An 18,857-nucleotide genomic window follows, 5' to 3' on the forward strand; every position below is an offset into this window, starting at 1 on the left:
AGCCAGGGCATAACCAAAAAGCCCCAGCGCAAAGGCCAGGGCTTTGGAGCAACCGGTGGTTGTGATAAACCAGCCGATTGGCTTGCATGGTATGCGTTGAAAATACGAAAAGCCTGTTCCCGTGGTTCCAGGAGCAGCTTTAGTGTACCTGCAACCTAGCGTAGGTGTAAGTGGTGCCGGGGTTTTTGCCGGTCCACATGCGCTTTTTCAAAATCAGGGTATTGGGAGAAATCCAGCGCACCTCATCTGGTTCCCAGGTTGCTGGGTCAACGGATGGCTCCAGCAGCCACACTTGCTGCCAATGACCCTTTTTTAAACGAAATAGCCGTATTTCATTGGGATAAACGCCGTACTCAATGCCTGCTGCTATCGACACGAAGCTTTGCATGTCGGGGGAGAAGACCGGTGCCCCGTACAGGGCTAACTGCTTTTCGCCACTACTTGGCACTAGCAATACTTGAGTTCGCTCCCAGTAATGGCCCACCAGCATATGGCTTTTGGATTGCGGCAGATACCCTTTGTACTCAAACTGTGCCTGGTCGTCACTATCGGTACCCACTCCCTTATCCTGAAAAATCTTCGCCTCCTTATCAGTGGGAATAACGATGCGACCCCGCGTCTTATTCAACGGAAAAGTCACTGCCGGATTGCTTAAAACGCTCGTTTTTCTTGCTGCTAAGTAAGTCTTCCTGGTGAGCGTAGTGAATGTGACACGCACCGGCGCTGGCTCCAAGGCGGGAGCTCTCAGTAGTAGGGCCAGCACCCAGAGCAGCAATAGTCTCATAAAAAGCAGAGAGCTTTATGCCGTGCCAAGGTAACGCCCGACGCATCTTTGCGCATATGTCTGCCCCCGCCGCTCCCCTGCCCTACCTCGTCTTCGACTTCGACTCCACGTTCACTCAGGTCGAAGGCCTCGATGAATTGGCCGATATCGCCCTGCAAGGCCACCCCGACCAAGCCAGCGTAGTAGCTCAAATCCGAGCCCTCACCGACCAAGGCATGGCCGGCGAAATCGGCTTTCAGGAGTCGCTGACGCGCCGCTTGGCGCTGCTGGGCGCCAATGAAAAGCACCTCGCCCCGCTGGTGGCCCGCCTGCAAACCAAGGTGAGCGAGAGCATCCGGCGCAACGGCGATTTTTTCCGGCAATTTGCCGACCGGATTTACGTGGTGAGCAGCGGCTTCCGCGAGTTCATTGAGCCTGTGGTGGCCGAGTTTGGCATCGCGGCCGACCACGTGCTGGCCAACACCTTCACCTTCGACGAAGCCGGCAACATCACGGGCTGCGACCCGGCCAACGTGCTCAGCCGCGACGGCGGCAAAATCCGCCAGCTCGTGCTGCTCGACCTCGACGGCCCCGTCTACGTGCTCGGCGATGGCTACACCGACTACCAAATCCGCGAGGCCGGGCTGGCCCACCGCTTCTACGCCTACACCGAAAACGTGGCCCGCCCCACCGTGGTGGCCCGGGCCGACGAAGTGCTGCCCACCTTTGACGAGTTTTTGTACCAATTAAAACTTCCCATGACTCTTTCGTACCCCAAAAATCGCATTAAGGTCCTGCTTCTCGAAAACCCCGATGCCCGTGCTAAAGAGCTGTTCAGCGAAGAAGGGTACCAGGTAGAAACGGTGCCTGGCGGCCTCGACGAGGACGAACTCATTCAACGGATTGAGGGCGTGAGCATTCTCGGCATCCGGTCCAAAACGCAGGTTACGGAGCGGGTTCTGGAAGCTGCCAACCGGCTGATTGCCATCGGTGCCTTCTGCATTGGCACCAACCAAATTGACGTTATGGCCGCTATGAAACGGGGCGTGGCCGTGTTCAACGCGCCTTTCTCCAACACCCGCTCGGTGGTGGAGCTGGCCTTGGGCGAAATCATCGTATTAGCCCGCCGCATCCCGGAGAAGAACCCCAAAATGCATGCAGGCGAGTGGGACAAGTCAGCCAACGGCTCGTTCGAGATTCGCGGCAAGACGCTCGGCATTGTGGGCTACGGCAATATCGGCTCGCAGCTGTCGGTAGTAGCCGAAGCCGTGGGTATGAAGGTGGTGTATTTCGACATCGCCGAAAAGCTGCAGCTCGGCAACGCCGTGAAGTGCCGCACGCTGGAAGAACTGCTTACTAAAGCCGACGTGGTGACCCTACACATCGACGGCCGCGCCGACAACCTCAACTTTTTTGGCGCCCAGGAATTTGCGCTGATGAAGCCCGGTGCCCTATTCCTCAACAACGCCCGCGGCCACGTTGTGGACGTGCCTGCCCTAGCCGCTGCCCTGCGCTCCGGCCACCTCGGCGGCGCAGCCGTCGATGTATTCCCCTACGAGCCCAAAACCAATAACGAGAGCTTCGAAAACGAGCTCCGCGGCCTGCCCAATGTGCTGCTTACGCCGCACATCGGCGGCAGCACGGCCGAGGCCCAGCGCAACATCGCCGAGTTTGTGCCCGAGCGCATTATGGCCTACATCAACGCCGGCAACACCCAGCAGTCGGTCAATTTCCCGAATATTCAGCTGCCGGTGCAGCAAGCTCACCGCCTCATTCACATCCACGCCAACGTGCCGGGCGTGCTGGCCAAAATCAACAACGTGCTGGCCGCTCATCACGTCAACATCCTAGGTCAGTACTTAAAAACCAACGAGCTGATTGGCTACGTGATAACGGACATCAATAGAGAGTACGACCAGGAAGTTATCAAGGCGCTACGGGGGGTAGAGGATACCATCAAGTTCCGGGTGTTGTACTAATCTCCAGCAGCAGGGCACAGCACTAGCGGCTGTCTAGAACGCACGCAGTGCGCACCACTGCCGGCCACGAAGACGAAAGCCCGAGGGCCGTGTGCGTATGTCCTCTTCAGTTCATCTACTGTTCATCTATATGTAAACGGGAAGAAATAGTGCATTTCGTATTTGCCGCCTCAACCAAAGGCTCAAAAGGCACCTATGAAACACACACCTACTTTCCTGTTTGCGGCCCTGCTGGGCGGCGGACAAGTCTTGGCGCAGGGCAACTCTGCAAACAAAGCCACGGCCGACATCAGCCAGTTTACGTCGGTGCGCCCCTCTACTCAGGCGCAGGGGCTGCGCATTCCCGCCACGCACACTTTCCAATTGTTGGTGCAAGGCGGCGCTCCGTATTCGGAGGCCGCCGATGGCGTGGTGAAAGAGAGCTTCGATTTCACGGGCTACGTACCCGCCTACAGCGGCAACTCCGCCGGGCAGGGCAACAGCGCCTTTGGCCAGAACCACAATGCCAAAGGCTACCTGTCCATCAACCACGAAGGCTCCTCCACCGCTACCTCCGGCGTGAGCATGCTGAGCCTGGACTTTAACACGGCCACCCGCCTATGGGACGTGACGGCCAAAAACGCCGTTGACTTCCGCTCGGTGGTGGGCACCTTCAACAACTGCTCGGGTGGCGTTACGCCCTGGCGTACGGTGGTTACCTGCGAAGAAAACACGCCCACGGCCCCCACCGACAGCAACCGCGACGGCTACCTGGACTTTGGCTGGAACGTGGAAATTGACCCAGCCACTCACTCGGTTATCGACCAGGACGGCGACGGCACGCCCGACAAGCTCTGGCGCATGGGCCGCATCAAGCACGAAAACATCGTGGTGGCCCCCGACAACCGCACCGTGTACGAAGGCGCCGACGACGGCTCCTCCAACAGCTTCGTGTATAAGTACGTGAGCGACGAAGCCGGCAAGCTGGCCAATGGCGCGCTGTACGTACTAAAGCTGAACGGCACCGTGGCAGCCGCCACCTCTGGCGTATGGCTGCGCGTGCCGAACACCACGCCCGCCGAGTGCAGCAACACCACTGTTCTGGCGCGGGCCTTGGGCGCCACGAGCTTCAACGGCGTCGAAGACATCGAAATCAACCCGCTGACCCACCAGATTTATTTTACGGCCAAGGGCCCCGGCACCGTTTACCGCTTCACCGATTCGGGCACGGACGGCACGACCATCAGTGATTTTGCCATTTTCGCGGGCAACACACCCACGAATCCCAACGTGGCTTATGCCATCAACTACGGTTCCGGCGTGGTGTCGGAGTTGTGGCGCACGGGCGCCGACAACCTGACCTTCGACTCCAAAGGCAACCTCTACGTGCTGCAGGACGGCGGCCGCAACCACGTCTGGATGATTCGGCCCTCGCACACGCAAGCCGCCCCCGCCGTGGAGCTGTTTGCGGTGACGCCCGCCGGCTGCGAGCCCACGGGCATGACCTTCTCGCCTGATGAGCAGTTCATGTTCATCTCCATGCAGAACCCCAGCGCCAGCAACACCGAAGCCACCACCGACGCTGCAGGTCAGACGGTGGTTTTCAATAGGTCCTCGGCCCTGGTTATTGGCCGCAAGGAGGCTTTCGGCAAATCCAACGACAAGAACAAAGGAGCCGAGCTGCTGCTAGCCGACGTGTACCCCAACCCCGTGAGCGGCCCGGAGCTGTCGTTGCAAGTGACGCATTCCCAGAAAGAAGAAGCTATGGTACAAGTCTTCAACCGTTTGGGCACGCCCGTACTGGAGCAGTCCTTCGAGCTTACTAAGGGCGTGAATACCCTGCGCCTGCCAGTTAGCGAGCTACGCAACGAGCAGTACTACTTGGTCATCAAGACGGCTACTTCTACCACCACCCGTTCCTTCATTAAGCAGTGAGGTCGGGTCGACTTTTCATTACGCTAATCTTCAGTGTTGCCCTGCAAAGTTTGCAGGGCAACACCTGTTTGGCGCAATGCGCAACGCCAGCGGCCTTCACGCTGGCCGATGCGCTCAGCCGCCCGTCCTGCATCCGGGAGTTGAACGTGCGCGGCCAAAGCCTGGAGCTGCTGCCCGCCAGCGTAGCGCAGCTGCCCCGGCTGCACCGCCTCTATGCGCACGAAAACCACCTGCGTCAGCTGCCCGAAGCCCTCACCCAGCTCGATAGCCTGCGGGTGCTGTTCCTGAACAAAAACGGCCTGCTGGCCCTGCCAGCCTCCCTCGGCAACCTGCACCGGCTGCAGCAGCTGCAAATCGACCAGAACAACCTCACCGAACTCCCGCCCAGCATCGCCGGGCTGGATAGCCTACGCTTCCTGGTGGGTAGCTACAACAACTTCACGTCGCTGCCGGAGCAATTGGGCGAGCTGCCGGCACTCGAATACGTCGATATTTCCAACAACCAGCTGCTTTACCTGCCCGAGTCGCTGCGGAAGCTGCACGCCCTGCGCTACGCCTACCTCAACGACAACAAGCTGCAGAGCCTGCCCGACGAGCTGGGGGCGCTCGGCAAGCTGGAAGAACTGAACGTGTCGAACAATCAGCTCGACCAGCTTCCGGCCAGCCTGGGCGGCTGCCAGGCCCTGAAAGTGCTGATTGTGTCCGGCAATCAGCTCAAGGCCCTGCCCAAAAGCCTGGGCCAGCTGCGCAACCTGGAAATTCTGATTGCCAACGACAACCAGCTCACGGCCCTGCCCCGCTCGGTAAGCAAGCTCAAAAAGCTGAAGACGGTCATCGTCACGAACAACGCCTTTACCCCCGAAGCCCGCCGGCAGGCCATGGCCGCGCTGCCGGGTGCCACCATCTATTTCCAATGAAAACTCGCTTTCCTCTTCTTTGGACGATTGGCCGGCCGCTGCTGCTGGTTTTATCGGCGGGCCTGCTGTCGTTTGCAATGCTACACAAGCCGCCTGCCGAGCAGGTGAAGGGCTATTACACCGCGCATTTACAGCAATTACACACGGCCCTCACGGACTTCCAGCAGTCGGCCCAGCGGGCTGATACCACCAGGCTGCGCGCCCATTTTGCCGCTTGCCGCCGCGAATACAAACACCTGGAGTTTGCCATTGAATACTATTACCCGCATGCCGCCACGCGCCTCAACGGCGCCGCGCTGCCCGAAACTGAACCCGGCGAGCCGGGCGAGGTCATTACCCCTGCAGGATTTCAGGTGCTTGAAGAATACGTTTACGCCAATCCCGACACCCGCGCCAACCGCGACCTGATTTACCAGGAAATCGACAATCTGCTCTACGAAGTGCGCCACCTGGAGCAGCAGCTACCGTACCTCGCCTTGTCCGACGCGGAAGTCTTCGATGCCGTGCGCCTCAACCTCTACCGCCTGGCGGCCAAAGGCGTGTCCGGCTTCGACTCGCCCGCAGCCCACGCCTCGCTGCCCGAAGCCGCCGCCACGCTGAAAGCCAGCCGCGAAGTGGTGGCGATGTTCGGCGCGCCCGCCCCGCTCACCACGCTGCTGGCCCGTTGCGAAGCCGCCGTGACCGCTCCCAATCAGGACTTTGACAGTTTTGACCGGGCCCGCTTTTTCGTGCGCTACTTCAACCCGGCCCTAGCGGCGCTCCGGCAAGCCCAAGTGCACCAGCGCATTCCATGGGTTGCGGCCAGACGCGCAGTTCGCGCCGATGCGGTCGGCTACTTCGTGGCTGATGCCTTCGACCCTTCTTTTTTTGCGCCAGCCGACGCCGCCCGGCCCACGGCAGCCGTACTCAAACTCGGCGAAGCCTTGTTCAGCGAGCCCTTGCTCTCGGGCAAAGCAGGCCGCTCGTGCGCCAGCTGCCACGCGCCAAACCGCGCCTACACCGACGGCCTGAAAGTAAACAGCTCCCTACTAGCCGATGCGGGCTTGGAACGCAACACCCCCACCCTGCTAAACGCTGCCCTGCAGCCTGACCAGTTCTACGACAGCCGGGTGCATTTCCTGGAAGACCAGGTGCACGCTGTGGTGTCCAACAAAGCCGAAATGGGCGGCCACCTGAGCGAAGCACCCACTTTGCTACGCAAGAAAGACGCCTACCCCAAGCTGTTTGCCCAGGCCTTTGCCAGCGAAAAACAACCCGTTTCGGAGCGCAACATTCGGCGGGCGGTGGCCGCCTACGTTCGCTCCCTGGTTCGCCTCAACAGCCGCTTCGACCAGTACCTGCGCGGCGACACCACCATCCTCAACGATGCAGAGGTACTCGGCTTTAACTTGTTCATGGGCAAAGCCCAGTGCGGCACCTGCCACTACATGCCCCTGTTCAACGGCACCGTGCCGCCCCTCTACGACAAGACCGAAAGCGAAGTACTAGGGGTGCCGGCCAAGGCCGACGCCCAGCTCCTCGCCTTGGATGCCGACCCCGGCAAGTTCCTGCTCTACGGCATTGCCCACCAGCGGCACGCCTTCAAAACGCCTACCGTCCGCAACGCCGCCCTCACCGCGCCCTACATGCACAATGGCGTGTACCAAACCCTGGAGCAAGTGCTCGACTTCTACAACCAAGGCGGTGGCGCCGGCATAGGCCTATCAGTCCCTAATCAAACCTTAGCCGAAGACGAATTGAACCTCAGCCAAACCGAGCAGCAAGCCATTATCGCCTTTATCAAATCGCTGACTGATGTGCAGGAAGTGCCGTATTGAAAAACTTAACCAAAAACCATCTTGACGGTCATGCCGAGCACAGCCAAAGCATCTCGCGGGCATCACTAATACCTTTTGTCTGTCATGCTGAGCTTGCAAAGCATCTTATCACACCACTACGACTCGTTCAGCGGTGATAAGATGCTTCGCAAGCTCAGCATGACAGACGATTTTAAACAAAGCATAAGCGTGCTTCAAAGGCACGTGGACTGAGCTAGTATGCTTACGCCTACAGCCTATCCCGCACCTCGCGCAGCAGCCGTTCCATCTCGTTGCGCACCGGCTTATCATCGCCCGGAAAGCCGTTGTTGAAGAAGCTCACGGCTACCAGACGGCCGGTTTTGGTGCGCACGTACCCGGCAATGTTCACGTTGTTGGTCAGCGTGCCGGTTTTGCCCCAAAACCAGGTGCCATTGGCATCGTGGTAGCGCTTGCGCAGCGTGCCCTGGCCGCCGCCCGCCGCCAGCACGCTCAGCAGGCGCGGTTCTTCTACCTCCTGGTGCAGCTTGAGCAGCAGGGCCGTAAAGGTGCGGGGCGTGGTCAGGTTGAGACGCGAGAGGCCGGATCCGTCCACCCACACCGGCTTGTCGGGCAGGGTGTTGAGGAATTTGCGCTGCATAACACGAATGGCCCGGCTGGTGCTCAGCGAATCGTGACCCAGCGTAGTGCTGCACATCAGCAGCAGCTGCTCGGCCAGAAAGTTGTCACTCACTCGCAGCATGCGGCGGTACAGGGAATCGACGCGCAGGCCGCGCAGCGTGCGGATTTCATCACCGGGCTTGGGCCGCCACAACACGCCTACTATGGGCCGACGCAAGGTGTCGCCCAGCATGCGCAGTAGCAACGTGCGGCTGGTCCGGAACGGTACCTCATCAATCCATTTCTTGGTAGAAGGCAGGGTGTAGAATCGATTCGTTTGCGGGTCGCGCCGCACGTGGGTGTCGGGGTCGATGTCAGGCGACAAAAAATTGACCGGCGCCTGCTCGGTGAGGGGTGCGAAAGACCGGGGGAGCACCCGAACGCGCTGCGGCAGAAGCACCGCGCGCTTTACAGAGGCACCGCCGGGCCGCTGCGGAGCACGCAAAGGCGCGGCCGCATAAAACCGCACCGTGTTTCCATAAATAGGGAATGCCGTGCGCTCGGGCTGGAAATAATACGTGTAGTCGTCCCAGCTCCAGCTGGGCCCATAAATGGGCACACTGGCTATATCGCAGTAGGCCAGCATTTTCTCAGGCCGGTTGGCCAGGAAAGCGTAGGCGCGGCGGCTGGGCACGTCTCCGTGCAGGAAGGTGGGGTCGCCGGTGCCTTGGAAAAACAGCGTGTCGCCCCGCGAGAAATAGCGCAGGCTGGGCAGCGAGTCGGGCAGCATTTTCAGGCCCGCATAAAAGCTGAACAGCTTCATGGTACTGGCCGGGGTGAAATACCGGCTGTCGTTGTAGCCAAACAAAGTTTCGCCAGTGGCCGCATCGGCCAGGCTGATACCTACCTGGTGCTGGCGCAACACCGCGGAGCTGTCGACCATATTTTGCAACCAGGGCAATTTTGCCGCAGGAATTACCACCACCAAAGGCGTGTCGGTGGATTGGGCACAAGCCGGCAACTGGGTGGCACCCAGCGTCAGCAGCAACAGGAAATAAAGGGAACGAGGCAGCACGGAAAGCAACTTTAGCAACACTTGCGACGAGGAAAGCCACAACACTACAAAACTAACGCGCCTCCCGCCCTGAAACTAACCTTACCTTTGTCTCCCGAAATGCCAGAACGCTCCAACTCCCCCACGCCAGCCGCCGCCAAGTACATTTTTGTTACCGGTGGTGTCACCTCCTCCCTTGGCAAGGGCATCATTTCGGCCTCCCTTGCCAAGCTTCTGCAGGCCCGCGGCTTCCGCGTCACCATCCAGAAGTTCGACCCCTACATTAACATCGACCCCGGCACGCTCAATCCCTACGAGCACGGCGAATGTTACGTAACCGACGACGGCGCCGAAACCGACCTCGACCTCGGCCACTACGAACGGTTCCTGAACACGCCCACCTCACAGGCCAATAACGTGACCACGGGCCGCATCTACGACACCGTTATCCGCCGCGAGCGCGAAGGCGCTTTCCTCGGCAAAACGGTGCAGGTCGTCCCCCACATCACCGACGAAATCAAGCGGCGCATGCTGCTACTGGGCCAGAATGGTCAGTTCGACGTAGTTATCACCGAAATTGGCGGCTGCATCGGCGACATCGAAAGCCTGCCCTTCGTGGAGGCCGTGCGCCAGCTCCGCTGGGAGTTGGCCGATTCCGATTCGCTGGTTATTCACCTCACGCTGCTGCCTTACCTGAAGGCCGCAGGCGAGCTCAAAACCAAGCCCACTCAGCACTCCGTCCGCGACCTGCGCGAAGCCGGCCTGCAGCCCGACATCTTGGTATGCCGCTCCGAACATCCCATTCCGGCCGAGATGCGCCGGAAAATCGCGCTGTTCTGCAACGTCAAAATCAACTCCGTTATCGAAAGTCTGGATGCCGACAGCATCTATTCCGTGCCGCTGCTCATGCGCAAGGAGGGCCTCGACGAACGGGTAATTAAACGCCTGAAACTCACCGGCGGCACTGCTGTGCCCGACCTAGAAGCCTGGAAAGACTTCCTCGGCAAGCTGAAAAACCCGACCGAAGAAGTGACCATTGCCCTCGTGGGCAAGTACGTGGAGCTGCCCGACGCCTACAAATCCATCAACGAATCCTTCGTACACGCCGGCGCTCAAAACGAGTGCAAGGTCACGTTGCGCAGCATCCAGTCCGAGCACATCACCGCCGAGAACGTGGCCAGCCTGCTGCACGGCTGCGACGGCGTGCTGGTAGCGCCCGGTTTCGGCGAGCGCGGCTTTGAAGGTAAAATCAACGCCGTTCGTTACGTCCGCGAGAACAACATTCCCTTCTTCGGCATCTGCCTGGGCATGCAAGTGGCCGTGGTAGAGTTTGCCCGCCACGTACTGGCCCTGCCCAACGCCAACTCCACCGAGATGGACGCCCTCACGCCCAATCCCGTCATTGCTATGATGGAGGAGCAGAAAAACATCACCCAGAAGGGCGGTACCATGCGCCTCGGCGCCTACGCCTGCGACCTGCGCCGCGGCTCCAAAGCCGCCAAAGCCTACGGCCGCAACCACATCAGCGAGCGCCACCGCCACCGCTACGAGTTCAACAACCAGTTTCTGGCCCAATTCGAGGAAGCAGGCATGCAAATGACCGGCACCAACCCCGACACCGGCCTAGTGGAGGTAATCGAGCTGCCCAACCACCCGTGGTTTGTAGCCGGCCAGTTCCACCCCGAGCTGAAAAGCACCGTGGAACAGCCTCACCCGCTGTTCACGCGGTTTGTGCGGGCAGCCATTCAGCACCGCAAGGGCTAACGCCCCACAGGCATCTGTCATTGCGAGTGGAGCGGAACGCGGCAATCCGTCCTCCGGCTGCGACCAGCTCTGAGTTGTGACAAAGCCCTTAAAGCACAATGCGCGCTTACTACGTCTATCTGCTCACCAACGCTAACCACACCGTTCTCTACATCGGCGTCACGAATAATCTAACCCGACGCGTAGCCGAACACAAAGCCGGCATGCACCAAGGCTTTACCAAGAAATACAATGTGCACAAGTTGGTGCATTTCGAAACTTTTCCCGACGTCAACGCCGCTATTGCCCGCGAAAAACAACTCAAAGCGGGTTCGCGGGCAAAGAAGCTGGCTTTGGTTCATATAAACAATCCGACTTGGCAGGAACTAGCTGAATAAAAGGCGTTGTCACATCTATGGGCTAGTCGCTTTGGGAGGACGGATTGCCGCGCTCCGCTCCGCTCCACTCGCAATGACAGCGCCCTGTCTCACGATGAATGACAAGGCCCTTCCCTCCGTACCTTTGCCCCTTCGCAACCTTAATTACAAATGGATAGAAATTCAGCAACCGGCCTTTTCCTGATTTCGGCCTTGCTTCTCGTGTACCTCTTCTTTTTCAGCCCGAAAAAAGAAGATGCCAAGGCCCCCGGCAAAACGCCGCCGCCCACAGCCGCCGCTACGGCTCCCGCCGCAACTCCTGCCGTCGTGGCCGCAATCGCTCCCGAAGCAGCCCTCGACACCGCAGCCATCAGTGGCGCAGCGGTACAGGACGTTGCTGTTTCCAACGAAAACCTCGATATCACCTTCTCCACCCGCGGTGGTCGCGTAGCGGCTGTGCGCCTGAAGAAGTACAAGACGTTCTTTGGCCAGCCGCTCTACTTGTTCGATGCGAAAAGTGCCCGCATGGACACTCGCTTCCGCACCATCGACGGCAAGACCATCAAGTTTTCGGACCTGGTGTTCCAGCCCACCACCTCACAGGCTGCCAATGGCGCCTCGGTTATCACCTTCACGGCACCCGTGGCCGGTGGCAGCGTGGTGCAGACCTACACCCTGCCCAAAGACAGCTACGAACTGAGCTATAACCTGCGCCTGAATGGCCTGGAGCGCACCGTAGCTCAGGAGCCGCTGGTGTTCACCTTCATCGACCAGGTACGCCAGACCGAGCAGGACCTGGCCCAGAACCGCACCCACACCACCATCAACCACTACCTGGCCGCGGGCGGCCTCGAGCTGGCCGAAGCCAGCGATAACCCCGAGGAATACAAAGCCATGGGCCCGGTGAAATGGGCAGCGCACAAGCACAATTTCTTCGTGGCCGGCATCATTGCCGACCAGCAGCCCTTCGCCGGTGGCGCGTTCAACTCCAACGTGAACCTGGCCGACTCCACGACCATCAAAACCCTGAGCAGCACGCTCACCATTCCGGTGAATGAGGTAGTGCAGGGCCGCGGCCAGTACCGCTTCTTCTTTGGCCCCAACTCCTTGAACCTGTTGAAGGACGTGACCCCGGAATTTGACCGCAACGTGACCCTCGGCTGGGGCTTGTTTCGCTGGGTAAACCGGTTTGTGGTGCTGCCCGTGTTCCACTTTCTGGAGCAATACATCACGTCCTACGGCATAATTATCGCGCTGCTGGTGCTCTTGATTAAGCTCGTTACCTGGCCGCTCACCTACAAAACTTACGAGAGCCAGGCCCGCATGAAGGTGCTGAAGCCGGAAATTGACGCGCTAAAGGAGAAGTATGGCGACGACGCCACCAAGGTGCAGCAGGAAACCATGAAGCTCTACCAGACCTTCGGTGTGTCACCCCTGGCCGGCTGCGTGCCCACGATTCTCACCCTGCCCATTTTGTTCGCCATGTTCCAGTTCTTTCCCAACGCCATCGAGTTGCGGCAGGAAAGTTTCCTGTGGGCTAAGGACTTGAGCAGCTACGACGTGTTCGTGAAGCTGCCCTTCTACGTGAAATGGTACGGCGACCACGTGTCGATGTTCACCCTGCTCATGACGGCCTCTACCCTGCTCATGACCTGGCAGAGCAACCAGACCAACACGGCCATGCAGGGCCCCATGAAGACCTACAGCTACCTGATGCCCATCATCTTCCTGTTCGTGCTGAACAGCTTTGCGGCGGGCCTCACCTGGTACTACTTCGTGTCGAACGTCATCACCTTTGGCCAGCAGGCCCTGACCAAAGCCTTTGTCGACGACACCAAAATCCGCGCCCAGCTCGACGCCAACAAAATCAAAAACAAGGACAAGAAACCCAGCGGCATTCAAGGCCGCATTGCCGAAGCCATGAAAGCCGCGCAGGAGCGCGAGGCTCAGGCCAAGAAGAAGCAGTCCTAGTATTTCCCTCAACCCAGCTGAGCAAGCCGGCAGAACGAAACCTTAGCACGGTTTTCGTTCTGCCGGTTTTTTGTTGGCCTTCTTGCAGCGTCCTACTGCGTCAGTTCTTCCTCCACTCTTTACTTGCCATGCGCTATTTCACTGTCCTGTTGCTCCTACTCGCTTTCGGCCTAGCACTCCCTGCCTGTGCCCAAAAGGCCACGGCCACGCAGAAAGCAAAACCCAAAAAAGTCAGCAAGAAGGCCGTGGCCGAAGAAACCCGCCTGAAAGAGTTGAAAGCAAAACAGGATAATGGCCCGGTGCTCACTTTCGAACGCACTGCCTGCTTCGGCAAATGTCCTGCCTACGCCATGCAGGTGTACGCCGATGGCCGTGTAGAATACGAAGGTCGCGGTGACGTGCCCATTATGGGGAAAAAGGAGCTAAAAATGACACCCGCCGCCGTGGCCGAAGTGCTGCGCAGGGCTAAAGAAGCCAATTTTGACCAGTTCAAAGACCGATACTCCGAAAATACCAGCGACTTGCCCAGCACCGTAGTAGCCATTCGCCAGCCCAATGGACAGTTGAAAAGAGTAGTGGCCGAAGAAGGAGAACCTACTAATGTGAAGATGTTTTTCACTTACCTGAGCACCCAGTTCGACCAACTCGCCCAGTTGGGAGGGGTAGATAGATAAGAATTAACCGCCTAACCGTCATGCAGAGCGCAGCGAAGCATCTCGCGTGCAGCAGTAATCCAATCGATTGGGTTGCTTCTCCAGGCGAGATGCTGCGCTCTGCATGACGGTTAGGCGGTTTTCCTAAGGATAAATTCTCATTTCACTGCCTTGCTGCCAAGCGGCTTCAAGACCAATGTCCCTTTCAGCGGGCACTTGGCGAAGCCACGGCCTTTGGTTTGAAAACCATAGGGAAAGCCTTGAGCGCCGCCGGATGGTAGATAGTAGCGTGCGTTTCCTGTGGCATGGGCTCGTAGTGGCAGGTTGTGGTGCGTGGGGTTTTGCTGTTCAGAATTTGCGCCAGCTGGCGCGTGGCGTCAATATCGCCTTGGCTGCTGGTGGCCAGATATACTTGCCTGGGTTGCCCCGATTGGGTCCTGAGCGGCACGTTGGCTTTGGCTACGAGTTGCCCGTTGTTCCACCACAGGCTTGGGTCGAAAGCCAAGTAGTTATCAAATAAAGCGGGTTCCAGCAGCAGCGTTTCCACGACAAACAGGCCCGCCAGCGACTCGCCCACAATGCCGGATTCGGCCGTGGTACGGTAGCGGCGCTTCACCTCAGGCATCAGCTCTTCCCGAATGAATTGCCGGTAGGCCGCCGAGCCGCCCACGCGGGGCGCAATTTTCTTGTCTTTTTCGTTAGTGGTCGGCCCGGTTAAGTCGCGCCGCCGCTGGGTGTTCTCAATCCCAACCAGTATAAATGGGCGCATGGAGCCGTTGCCCACCAACACCTGCACCAGGCCCGCCACGTGCAGAAAGTCCTCTTTTATGCCCCCATCGGGCATGTAGAGCACGGGCAGCCGCACCGTAGCCGAATCGGCGTAGGCATCTGGCAGGTACACGTTAAGGCGGCGGGTTTCGCCCAGAGCTTTCGACTGCAGGGTAAAAGTCTGGCCAATGACTAAGGGCATCGCTTCAGCCGGCGCCCCCGCCAACTGCGCCTGCGCGGCCAAGATGGGTAACAAGCCGGTCAAAAGCACGAGAGCGGCAGTTCGAAAATGGCGCATAAGAGTTGAGCATAAGGCAAAACCAGAGCAGTTCCTTGGGCCGCGCACGTAGCGCAAACTTGTAGTTCGCGTGCCAGAACGATACCCGAACAAGTTGCAACCGACGCTGAGACGCAAACTATGAAACGTAAACTACAAGTTCGCGCTACTGGCCGCTACTCTTTATACACCCGCTCCAGCAGCAGCAGGTTCATGGGATTGGGGGTGAGGCCGCGCACGTTGTTCTGCGTCAGGCGCACTACTTCGTCGTAATACAGGCTGATAACGGGGCTTTCTTCCACCACAATGCGGTCCATGGCCTGGTAGAGGGCCGTGCGACGGACAATGTCCTGCGTGCGGCGGGCTTCGTCGTACAGCTTGTCGTAGGCCGCGCTTTTGAAGTGGGTTTTATCGGGGCCTGCCGGGCTGAAGTTGGGGCTGTAGAACAGCGCTAGGTAGTTCTCCGCATCGGGGTAATCACCTAGCCAGCTTTTGGAGAAAAAGGCCACTTTGCCATTATCCACCAGGTCCTGCTGGGCGGCCGACTGGTTGATATCAATCTGCACCTGCACGCCCACATCGGCCCATTGCTTCTGCAGGTACTCACTGACTTCCTTGCGCTCCAGCACCGTGCTTAGGCGCAGGCGCAACGGCCGCTGCGGGCCATAGCCCGCGGCCCGCAGCAGCTGCCGGGCCTTTTGCGGCTGGTAAGTATAGCCAGGCACTTTCTCCTGCGAAAACGAAGGCAGCGCAGCCGGCACGAAACCCGACGTACCGGCCTGCCCCACCCGGTTCAGGATGTAGGTGAGCATTTCGGGTTTATTGAGGGCGTAATTCAGGGCCTGACGCACGCGCTTGTCGCGCAGGGCCCGGCCTTGTGCAGCCTGCTCGCCGCTCAGTCCCACCGAATCAAGCTGAAACCCCAGGTATTCGGTATTCAGATAAGGCACCTTTTCAACGCGAAACTTGCCTTTGAAATCCTCCCGAATACTTCCGTCAGGATACATAATCAAGTCCCGCGACCCGGCCCGGATGCCCGACAGGAAGTCCAGCTTGCCTTGCTGGAAGGTCAAAAACTCCGTCTTGCGGTCGGGCAGAAAGCTTATGGACACGGCGTCGAGGTACGGCAGCGGCTGCCCCTTCGCATCGCGGCGCCAATAGTTAGGGTTGCGGTGGTAGAGCAGCACGTTGCCTTCGTCCCAGAGCTTGAACTGGAACGGCCCCGTGCCCACGGGGTGTTCCCGGAAGTCCTTGCCGTACTTCTCCACGGCCTCGTGCGGCACCACGTAGGCATACGGCATCGTCAGGATGCCCAGAAACGGAATAAACGGCTCCTTTAAATAAATGTGCAGCGTGGAGTCGTTGGCGGCCACGAAGCTGGTGTCGCTGGGTGTGCCGTCGGCCTTTTCAATCACCTTGCCCCGAAAAATCCAGCCCCCGGAGCTGGCCGTGCCGGGGTCGAGCAGGCGTTTGAAAGAGTACACGAAGTCGGCGGCAATCACCTCCCGGCCTTTGCCGCCGGGGAAAACATCGCTGTCGTGAAACCGCACGCCGCGCCGCAGCCCAAAGGTGTAGCGGCGGCCATCGGGCGAAATGGTGTACGTGCGGGCCAGGGCCGGGCCTGGCAAAAGCGTCGAATCCAGCTCCAGCAAGCCATTGTAGAGCTGCGCCGAGGCCCACCAGTTGGCTTGGTTGCGGGCAAAGGCGGGGTCGAGCGAAGTGAGGGCTTCGGGCTGGTTATAGCGGAACACGCGGCGCTCGTCGGCGGCCGGGCGCGCTGCATCGTGGCAGCCGGCCAGTGCCAGCAGGGCCATCAAGGGCCTCAGCGGTTTAGGCAGCAGGCCCGCCAAACGTGCCAAAAAAGGGGGCATGCGAACAGGGAAAGAATGTATCTTTGTGCAATGCTACGGCAAAAGTTATTAGTTCTCAGTTGTCAGATATTCGCTGCTACTTGTTAGTCCTTGGGCACTAAGCCGCTCGGAAACCAACAAAAAATCACGAACACCTATCAACAGGCAACCGATAACGACCAACTGACAATTAGAGACTCATGGGAAAAATCATCGCGGTAGCCAATCAAAAAGGCGGGGTGGGCAAAACCACTACCTCCATTAACCTAGCGGCGTCCCTGGCCGCCCTGGACTACCGGACCCTGCTCGTTGACGCCGACCCCCAGGCCAACGCCACTTCCGGCGTCGGCTACGACCCAAAGGACATTCAGAACAGCATTTACGAGTGCATGGTGGACGGCATTAATGCCCAGGACATCATCCTGCCCACCAACATTCTGCCCCACCTCGACCTCATGCCCTCCCACATCGACCTGGTGGGCGCCGAGGTGGAAATGATAAACCTGCCCAACCGCGAAGAGAAAATGAAGGAGGCCCTGCGCCCCCTCGCCGAGCAGTACGACTTCATCATCATCGACTGCTCCCCTTCGCTGGGCCTTATCACCGTAAACGCCCTCACGGCCGCGCACTCAGTTATCATTCCTGTGCAGTGCGAATATTTCGCCCTCGAAGGCCTGGGTAAGCTGCTGAATACTATTAAAATCATCCAGAGCCGCCTCAACACCGACCTGGAAATCGAAGGCATTCTGCTCACGATGTACGACGTGCGCCTGCGCCTTTCCAACCAAGTGGTGGAGGAAGTACGCATGCACTTCCAGCAGCTGGCGTTCGACACCATCATCCCCCGCAACGTGAAGCTGAGCGAGTCGCCCAGCTTCGGCATCCCCGTCATTCTGCACGACGCCGAGAGCAAAGGCTCCATCAGCTACCTGAACCTGGCGCGTGAGATTGTGGAGAAGAACAGCGTGGAAGCCCGGCCCGAGGAAACGGCTGAGGACGAGCGGATATAGGCTTTTATAGCCTGATTTTTAGAGCATAGAACGCCTCATGCATCTGGCGTCCGAGCCCCTAGAGCATCATCATGCTCTAGGGGCTTGTGCTTTTGAAGCGTAAGCTGAGTGCAGCTTAGCTTAGATGAACTAGCAGTTCTAGGCGGCAAACTATAAGCCCTGCCGCAGCCGGTTACTATTGTTTCTGCTGCTTGCGGGCCCGCTTTTCCGCTTTCATTCGAGCTCGCACGCCATCATCCACGCCGCGGCCGGTGGGCATGGGCTCGTGCACGGAGCCGGGGGTGGGCGGCAGAGGCGGCGCAGTCTTAATCTGATAACGGTGGGCGATGTTGCCCGACAGGCGCTCGGTGAAATGCGGCAGGATGCGGTGCGAGGTGACGGCGCCGCGGGCCTTCCAGCCTACCGGCAGTTCCGGCCGGGGCCGCACCGATGAGCGCACCATCGCATTCACCACTTTCGAAGGCGGGTCCATGGCGGCCATGCGGGCCGTACCGCCGCTGTAGTTGGCCGCGTGCCCCCAAAACGGCGTGTCAACAGCCCAGGGCTCGATGGTCACCACTTCAATGTTCTTGTAGCCCTGCAGTCGCAACTCCTGGTTCAGGGCTTGGTCGAGGTTGAGGATGGCACCTTTTGTGGCGGCGTATACAGCGTGGTAGGCCAGCGGCACGTGGCTTTCCACTGAGCCCAGGTTCATAAGCGCGCCGCGGCCCTGCGCCTGAAACAGCTTGATGGCCAGCTGGCTGCCGTACACCACTCCTTTCAGGTTTACGTCAATCAGGCGCGAATAGTCGGTCAGCGGAATCTCCCAAAACCGCCCGATGCCGCCTACGCCCGCGTCGTTCACCCATACGTCTACCCGCCCGTACTGCTTCACGGCGGCATCGGCCAGGCGCTGTACTTCTTCGGGCTTGCTGATGTCGGTAGTAACTACCAGCGCCGTGCCGCCCGCAGCACGAATCTTGGTGGCTATTTCCTCTAGTAGCTCGGTGCGCCGGGCAGCCAGCACCACATTGGCCTTGAAGGCGCCCAGCTGCTCAGCCATGCCCCGCCCAAACCCGCTCGATGCGCCCACAATGACGTAGGTCTTGCCCTGCACCTTGCGCTGCACCGCGGTGCCCGGGCGGGAAGTAGCACAGCTGCTCAGCAACATACCCAGGAACAGAAGCAACACTGTGCCCCTGCTCC

General features: G+C 59.3%; 14 protein-coding genes. 9 read left to right on the forward strand and 5 right to left on the reverse strand.

Annotated elements, in window-relative coordinates:
- Positions 1–139 precede the first annotated feature (139 nt).
- Entirely contained in the window at positions 140–784 is a 645-nt protein-coding gene (locus BMZ66_RS19170; protein ID WP_092677333.1) for a hypothetical protein, read from the reverse strand.
- A 56-nt stretch (positions 785–840) separates the two neighbouring features.
- Between BMZ66_RS19170 and serA the strand changes: the two genes are divergently transcribed.
- The 4 genes from serA to BMZ66_RS19190 all read left to right on the forward strand — a co-directional run bounded on the left by serA (position 841) and on the right by BMZ66_RS19190 (position 7,390).
- On the forward strand, positions 841–2,742 hold the full coding sequence (serA, locus tag BMZ66_RS19175) for a phosphoglycerate dehydrogenase (protein ID WP_092677335.1): 1,902 nt from the start codon (positions 841–843) through the stop codon (positions 2,740–2,742).
- Between the two features lie 195 nt (positions 2,743–2,937).
- The gene (locus BMZ66_RS19180; RefSeq protein ID WP_092677337.1) at positions 2,938–4,656 is read left to right on the forward strand and encodes an alkaline phosphatase PhoX; all 1,719 of its coding nucleotides are present in this window, start codon (positions 2,938–2,940) and stop codon (positions 4,654–4,656) included.
- A gap of 68 nt (positions 4,657–4,724) precedes the next feature.
- Positions 4,725–5,573 carry a leucine-rich repeat domain-containing protein gene (locus tag BMZ66_RS19185; RefSeq protein ID WP_177204816.1) on the forward strand — a complete coding sequence of 283 codons (849 nt, stop codon included), beginning with the start codon at positions 4,725–4,727 and terminating at the stop codon, positions 5,571–5,573.
- Complete coding sequence (locus BMZ66_RS19190; RefSeq protein ID WP_092677341.1) at positions 5,570–7,390, forward strand: cytochrome-c peroxidase; 1,821 nt, start codon at positions 5,570–5,572, stop codon at positions 7,388–7,390. The genes BMZ66_RS19185 and BMZ66_RS19190 overlap by 4 nt, the downstream gene beginning before the upstream one ends.
- A gap of 229 nt (positions 7,391–7,619) precedes the next feature.
- On the opposite strand, the gene BMZ66_RS19195 is transcribed toward BMZ66_RS19190, so the two are convergent.
- Positions 7,620–9,044 carry a D-alanyl-D-alanine carboxypeptidase/D-alanyl-D-alanine-endopeptidase gene (locus BMZ66_RS19195; RefSeq protein ID WP_143080292.1) on the reverse strand — a complete coding sequence of 475 codons (1,425 nt, stop codon included), beginning with the start codon at positions 9,042–9,044 and terminating at the stop codon, positions 7,620–7,622.
- Positions 9,045–9,143: 99 nt separating this feature from the next.
- On the opposite strand from BMZ66_RS19195, the gene pyrG reads away from it, so the two are divergent.
- The 4 genes from pyrG to BMZ66_RS19215 all read left to right on the forward strand — a co-directional run bounded on the left by pyrG (position 9,144) and on the right by BMZ66_RS19215 (position 13,788).
- Positions 9,144–10,787: a CTP synthase gene (gene pyrG, locus BMZ66_RS19200; protein ID WP_092677345.1), complete on the forward strand. Its 1,644-nt coding sequence runs from the start codon at positions 9,144–9,146 to the stop codon at positions 10,785–10,787.
- 98 nt (positions 10,788–10,885) lie between these two features.
- Positions 10,886–11,164, forward strand: a complete 279-nt coding sequence (locus tag BMZ66_RS19205; protein WP_092677347.1) for a GIY-YIG nuclease family protein — start codon at positions 10,886–10,888, stop codon at positions 11,162–11,164.
- A 150-nt stretch (positions 11,165–11,314) separates the two neighbouring features.
- A complete protein-coding gene (gene yidC, locus BMZ66_RS19210; protein ID WP_092677349.1) occupies positions 11,315–13,114 on the forward strand; it encodes a membrane protein insertase YidC in 1,800 nt (599 codons plus the stop codon).
- A gap of 128 nt (positions 13,115–13,242) precedes the next feature.
- The gene (locus BMZ66_RS19215; RefSeq protein WP_092677351.1) at positions 13,243–13,788 is read left to right on the forward strand and encodes a DUF6438 domain-containing protein; all 546 of its coding nucleotides are present in this window, start codon (positions 13,243–13,245) and stop codon (positions 13,786–13,788) included.
- A gap of 184 nt (positions 13,789–13,972) precedes the next feature.
- Here BMZ66_RS19215 and BMZ66_RS19220 read toward each other — a convergent pair whose 3' ends face one another.
- Together BMZ66_RS19220 and BMZ66_RS19225 are read right to left on the reverse strand one after the other, a co-directional pair.
- The gene (locus BMZ66_RS19220; RefSeq protein ID WP_234795165.1) at positions 13,973–14,800 is read right to left on the reverse strand and encodes an alpha/beta hydrolase; all 828 of its coding nucleotides are present in this window, start codon (positions 14,798–14,800) and stop codon (positions 13,973–13,975) included.
- Positions 14,801–14,988: 188 nt separating this feature from the next.
- Positions 14,989–16,683 carry an ABC transporter substrate-binding protein gene (locus BMZ66_RS19225; protein WP_092677355.1) on the reverse strand — a complete coding sequence of 565 codons (1,695 nt, stop codon included), beginning with the start codon at positions 16,681–16,683 and terminating at the stop codon, positions 14,989–14,991.
- A gap of 179 nt (positions 16,684–16,862) precedes the next feature.
- Here BMZ66_RS19225 and BMZ66_RS19230 point away from each other — a divergent pair, with 179 nt between their 5' ends.
- Positions 16,863–17,672 (forward strand): ParA family protein, encoded by an 810-nt coding sequence (locus BMZ66_RS19230; protein WP_092677357.1) that lies wholly within the window; start codon positions 16,863–16,865, stop codon positions 17,670–17,672.
- 175 nt (positions 17,673–17,847) lie between these two features.
- Here the strand turns inward: BMZ66_RS19230 and BMZ66_RS19235 are convergent, their stop codons facing one another.
- Entirely contained in the window at positions 17,848–18,822 is a 975-nt protein-coding gene (locus BMZ66_RS19235) for an SDR family NAD(P)-dependent oxidoreductase (RefSeq protein ID WP_234795166.1), read from the reverse strand.
- Between the last annotated feature and the right edge of the window lie 35 nt (positions 18,823–18,857).

The sequence above is a fragment of the Hymenobacter arizonensis genome (assembly GCF_900115775.1).
Taxonomy (GTDB): domain Bacteria; phylum Bacteroidota; class Bacteroidia; order Cytophagales; family Hymenobacteraceae; genus Hymenobacter; species Hymenobacter arizonensis.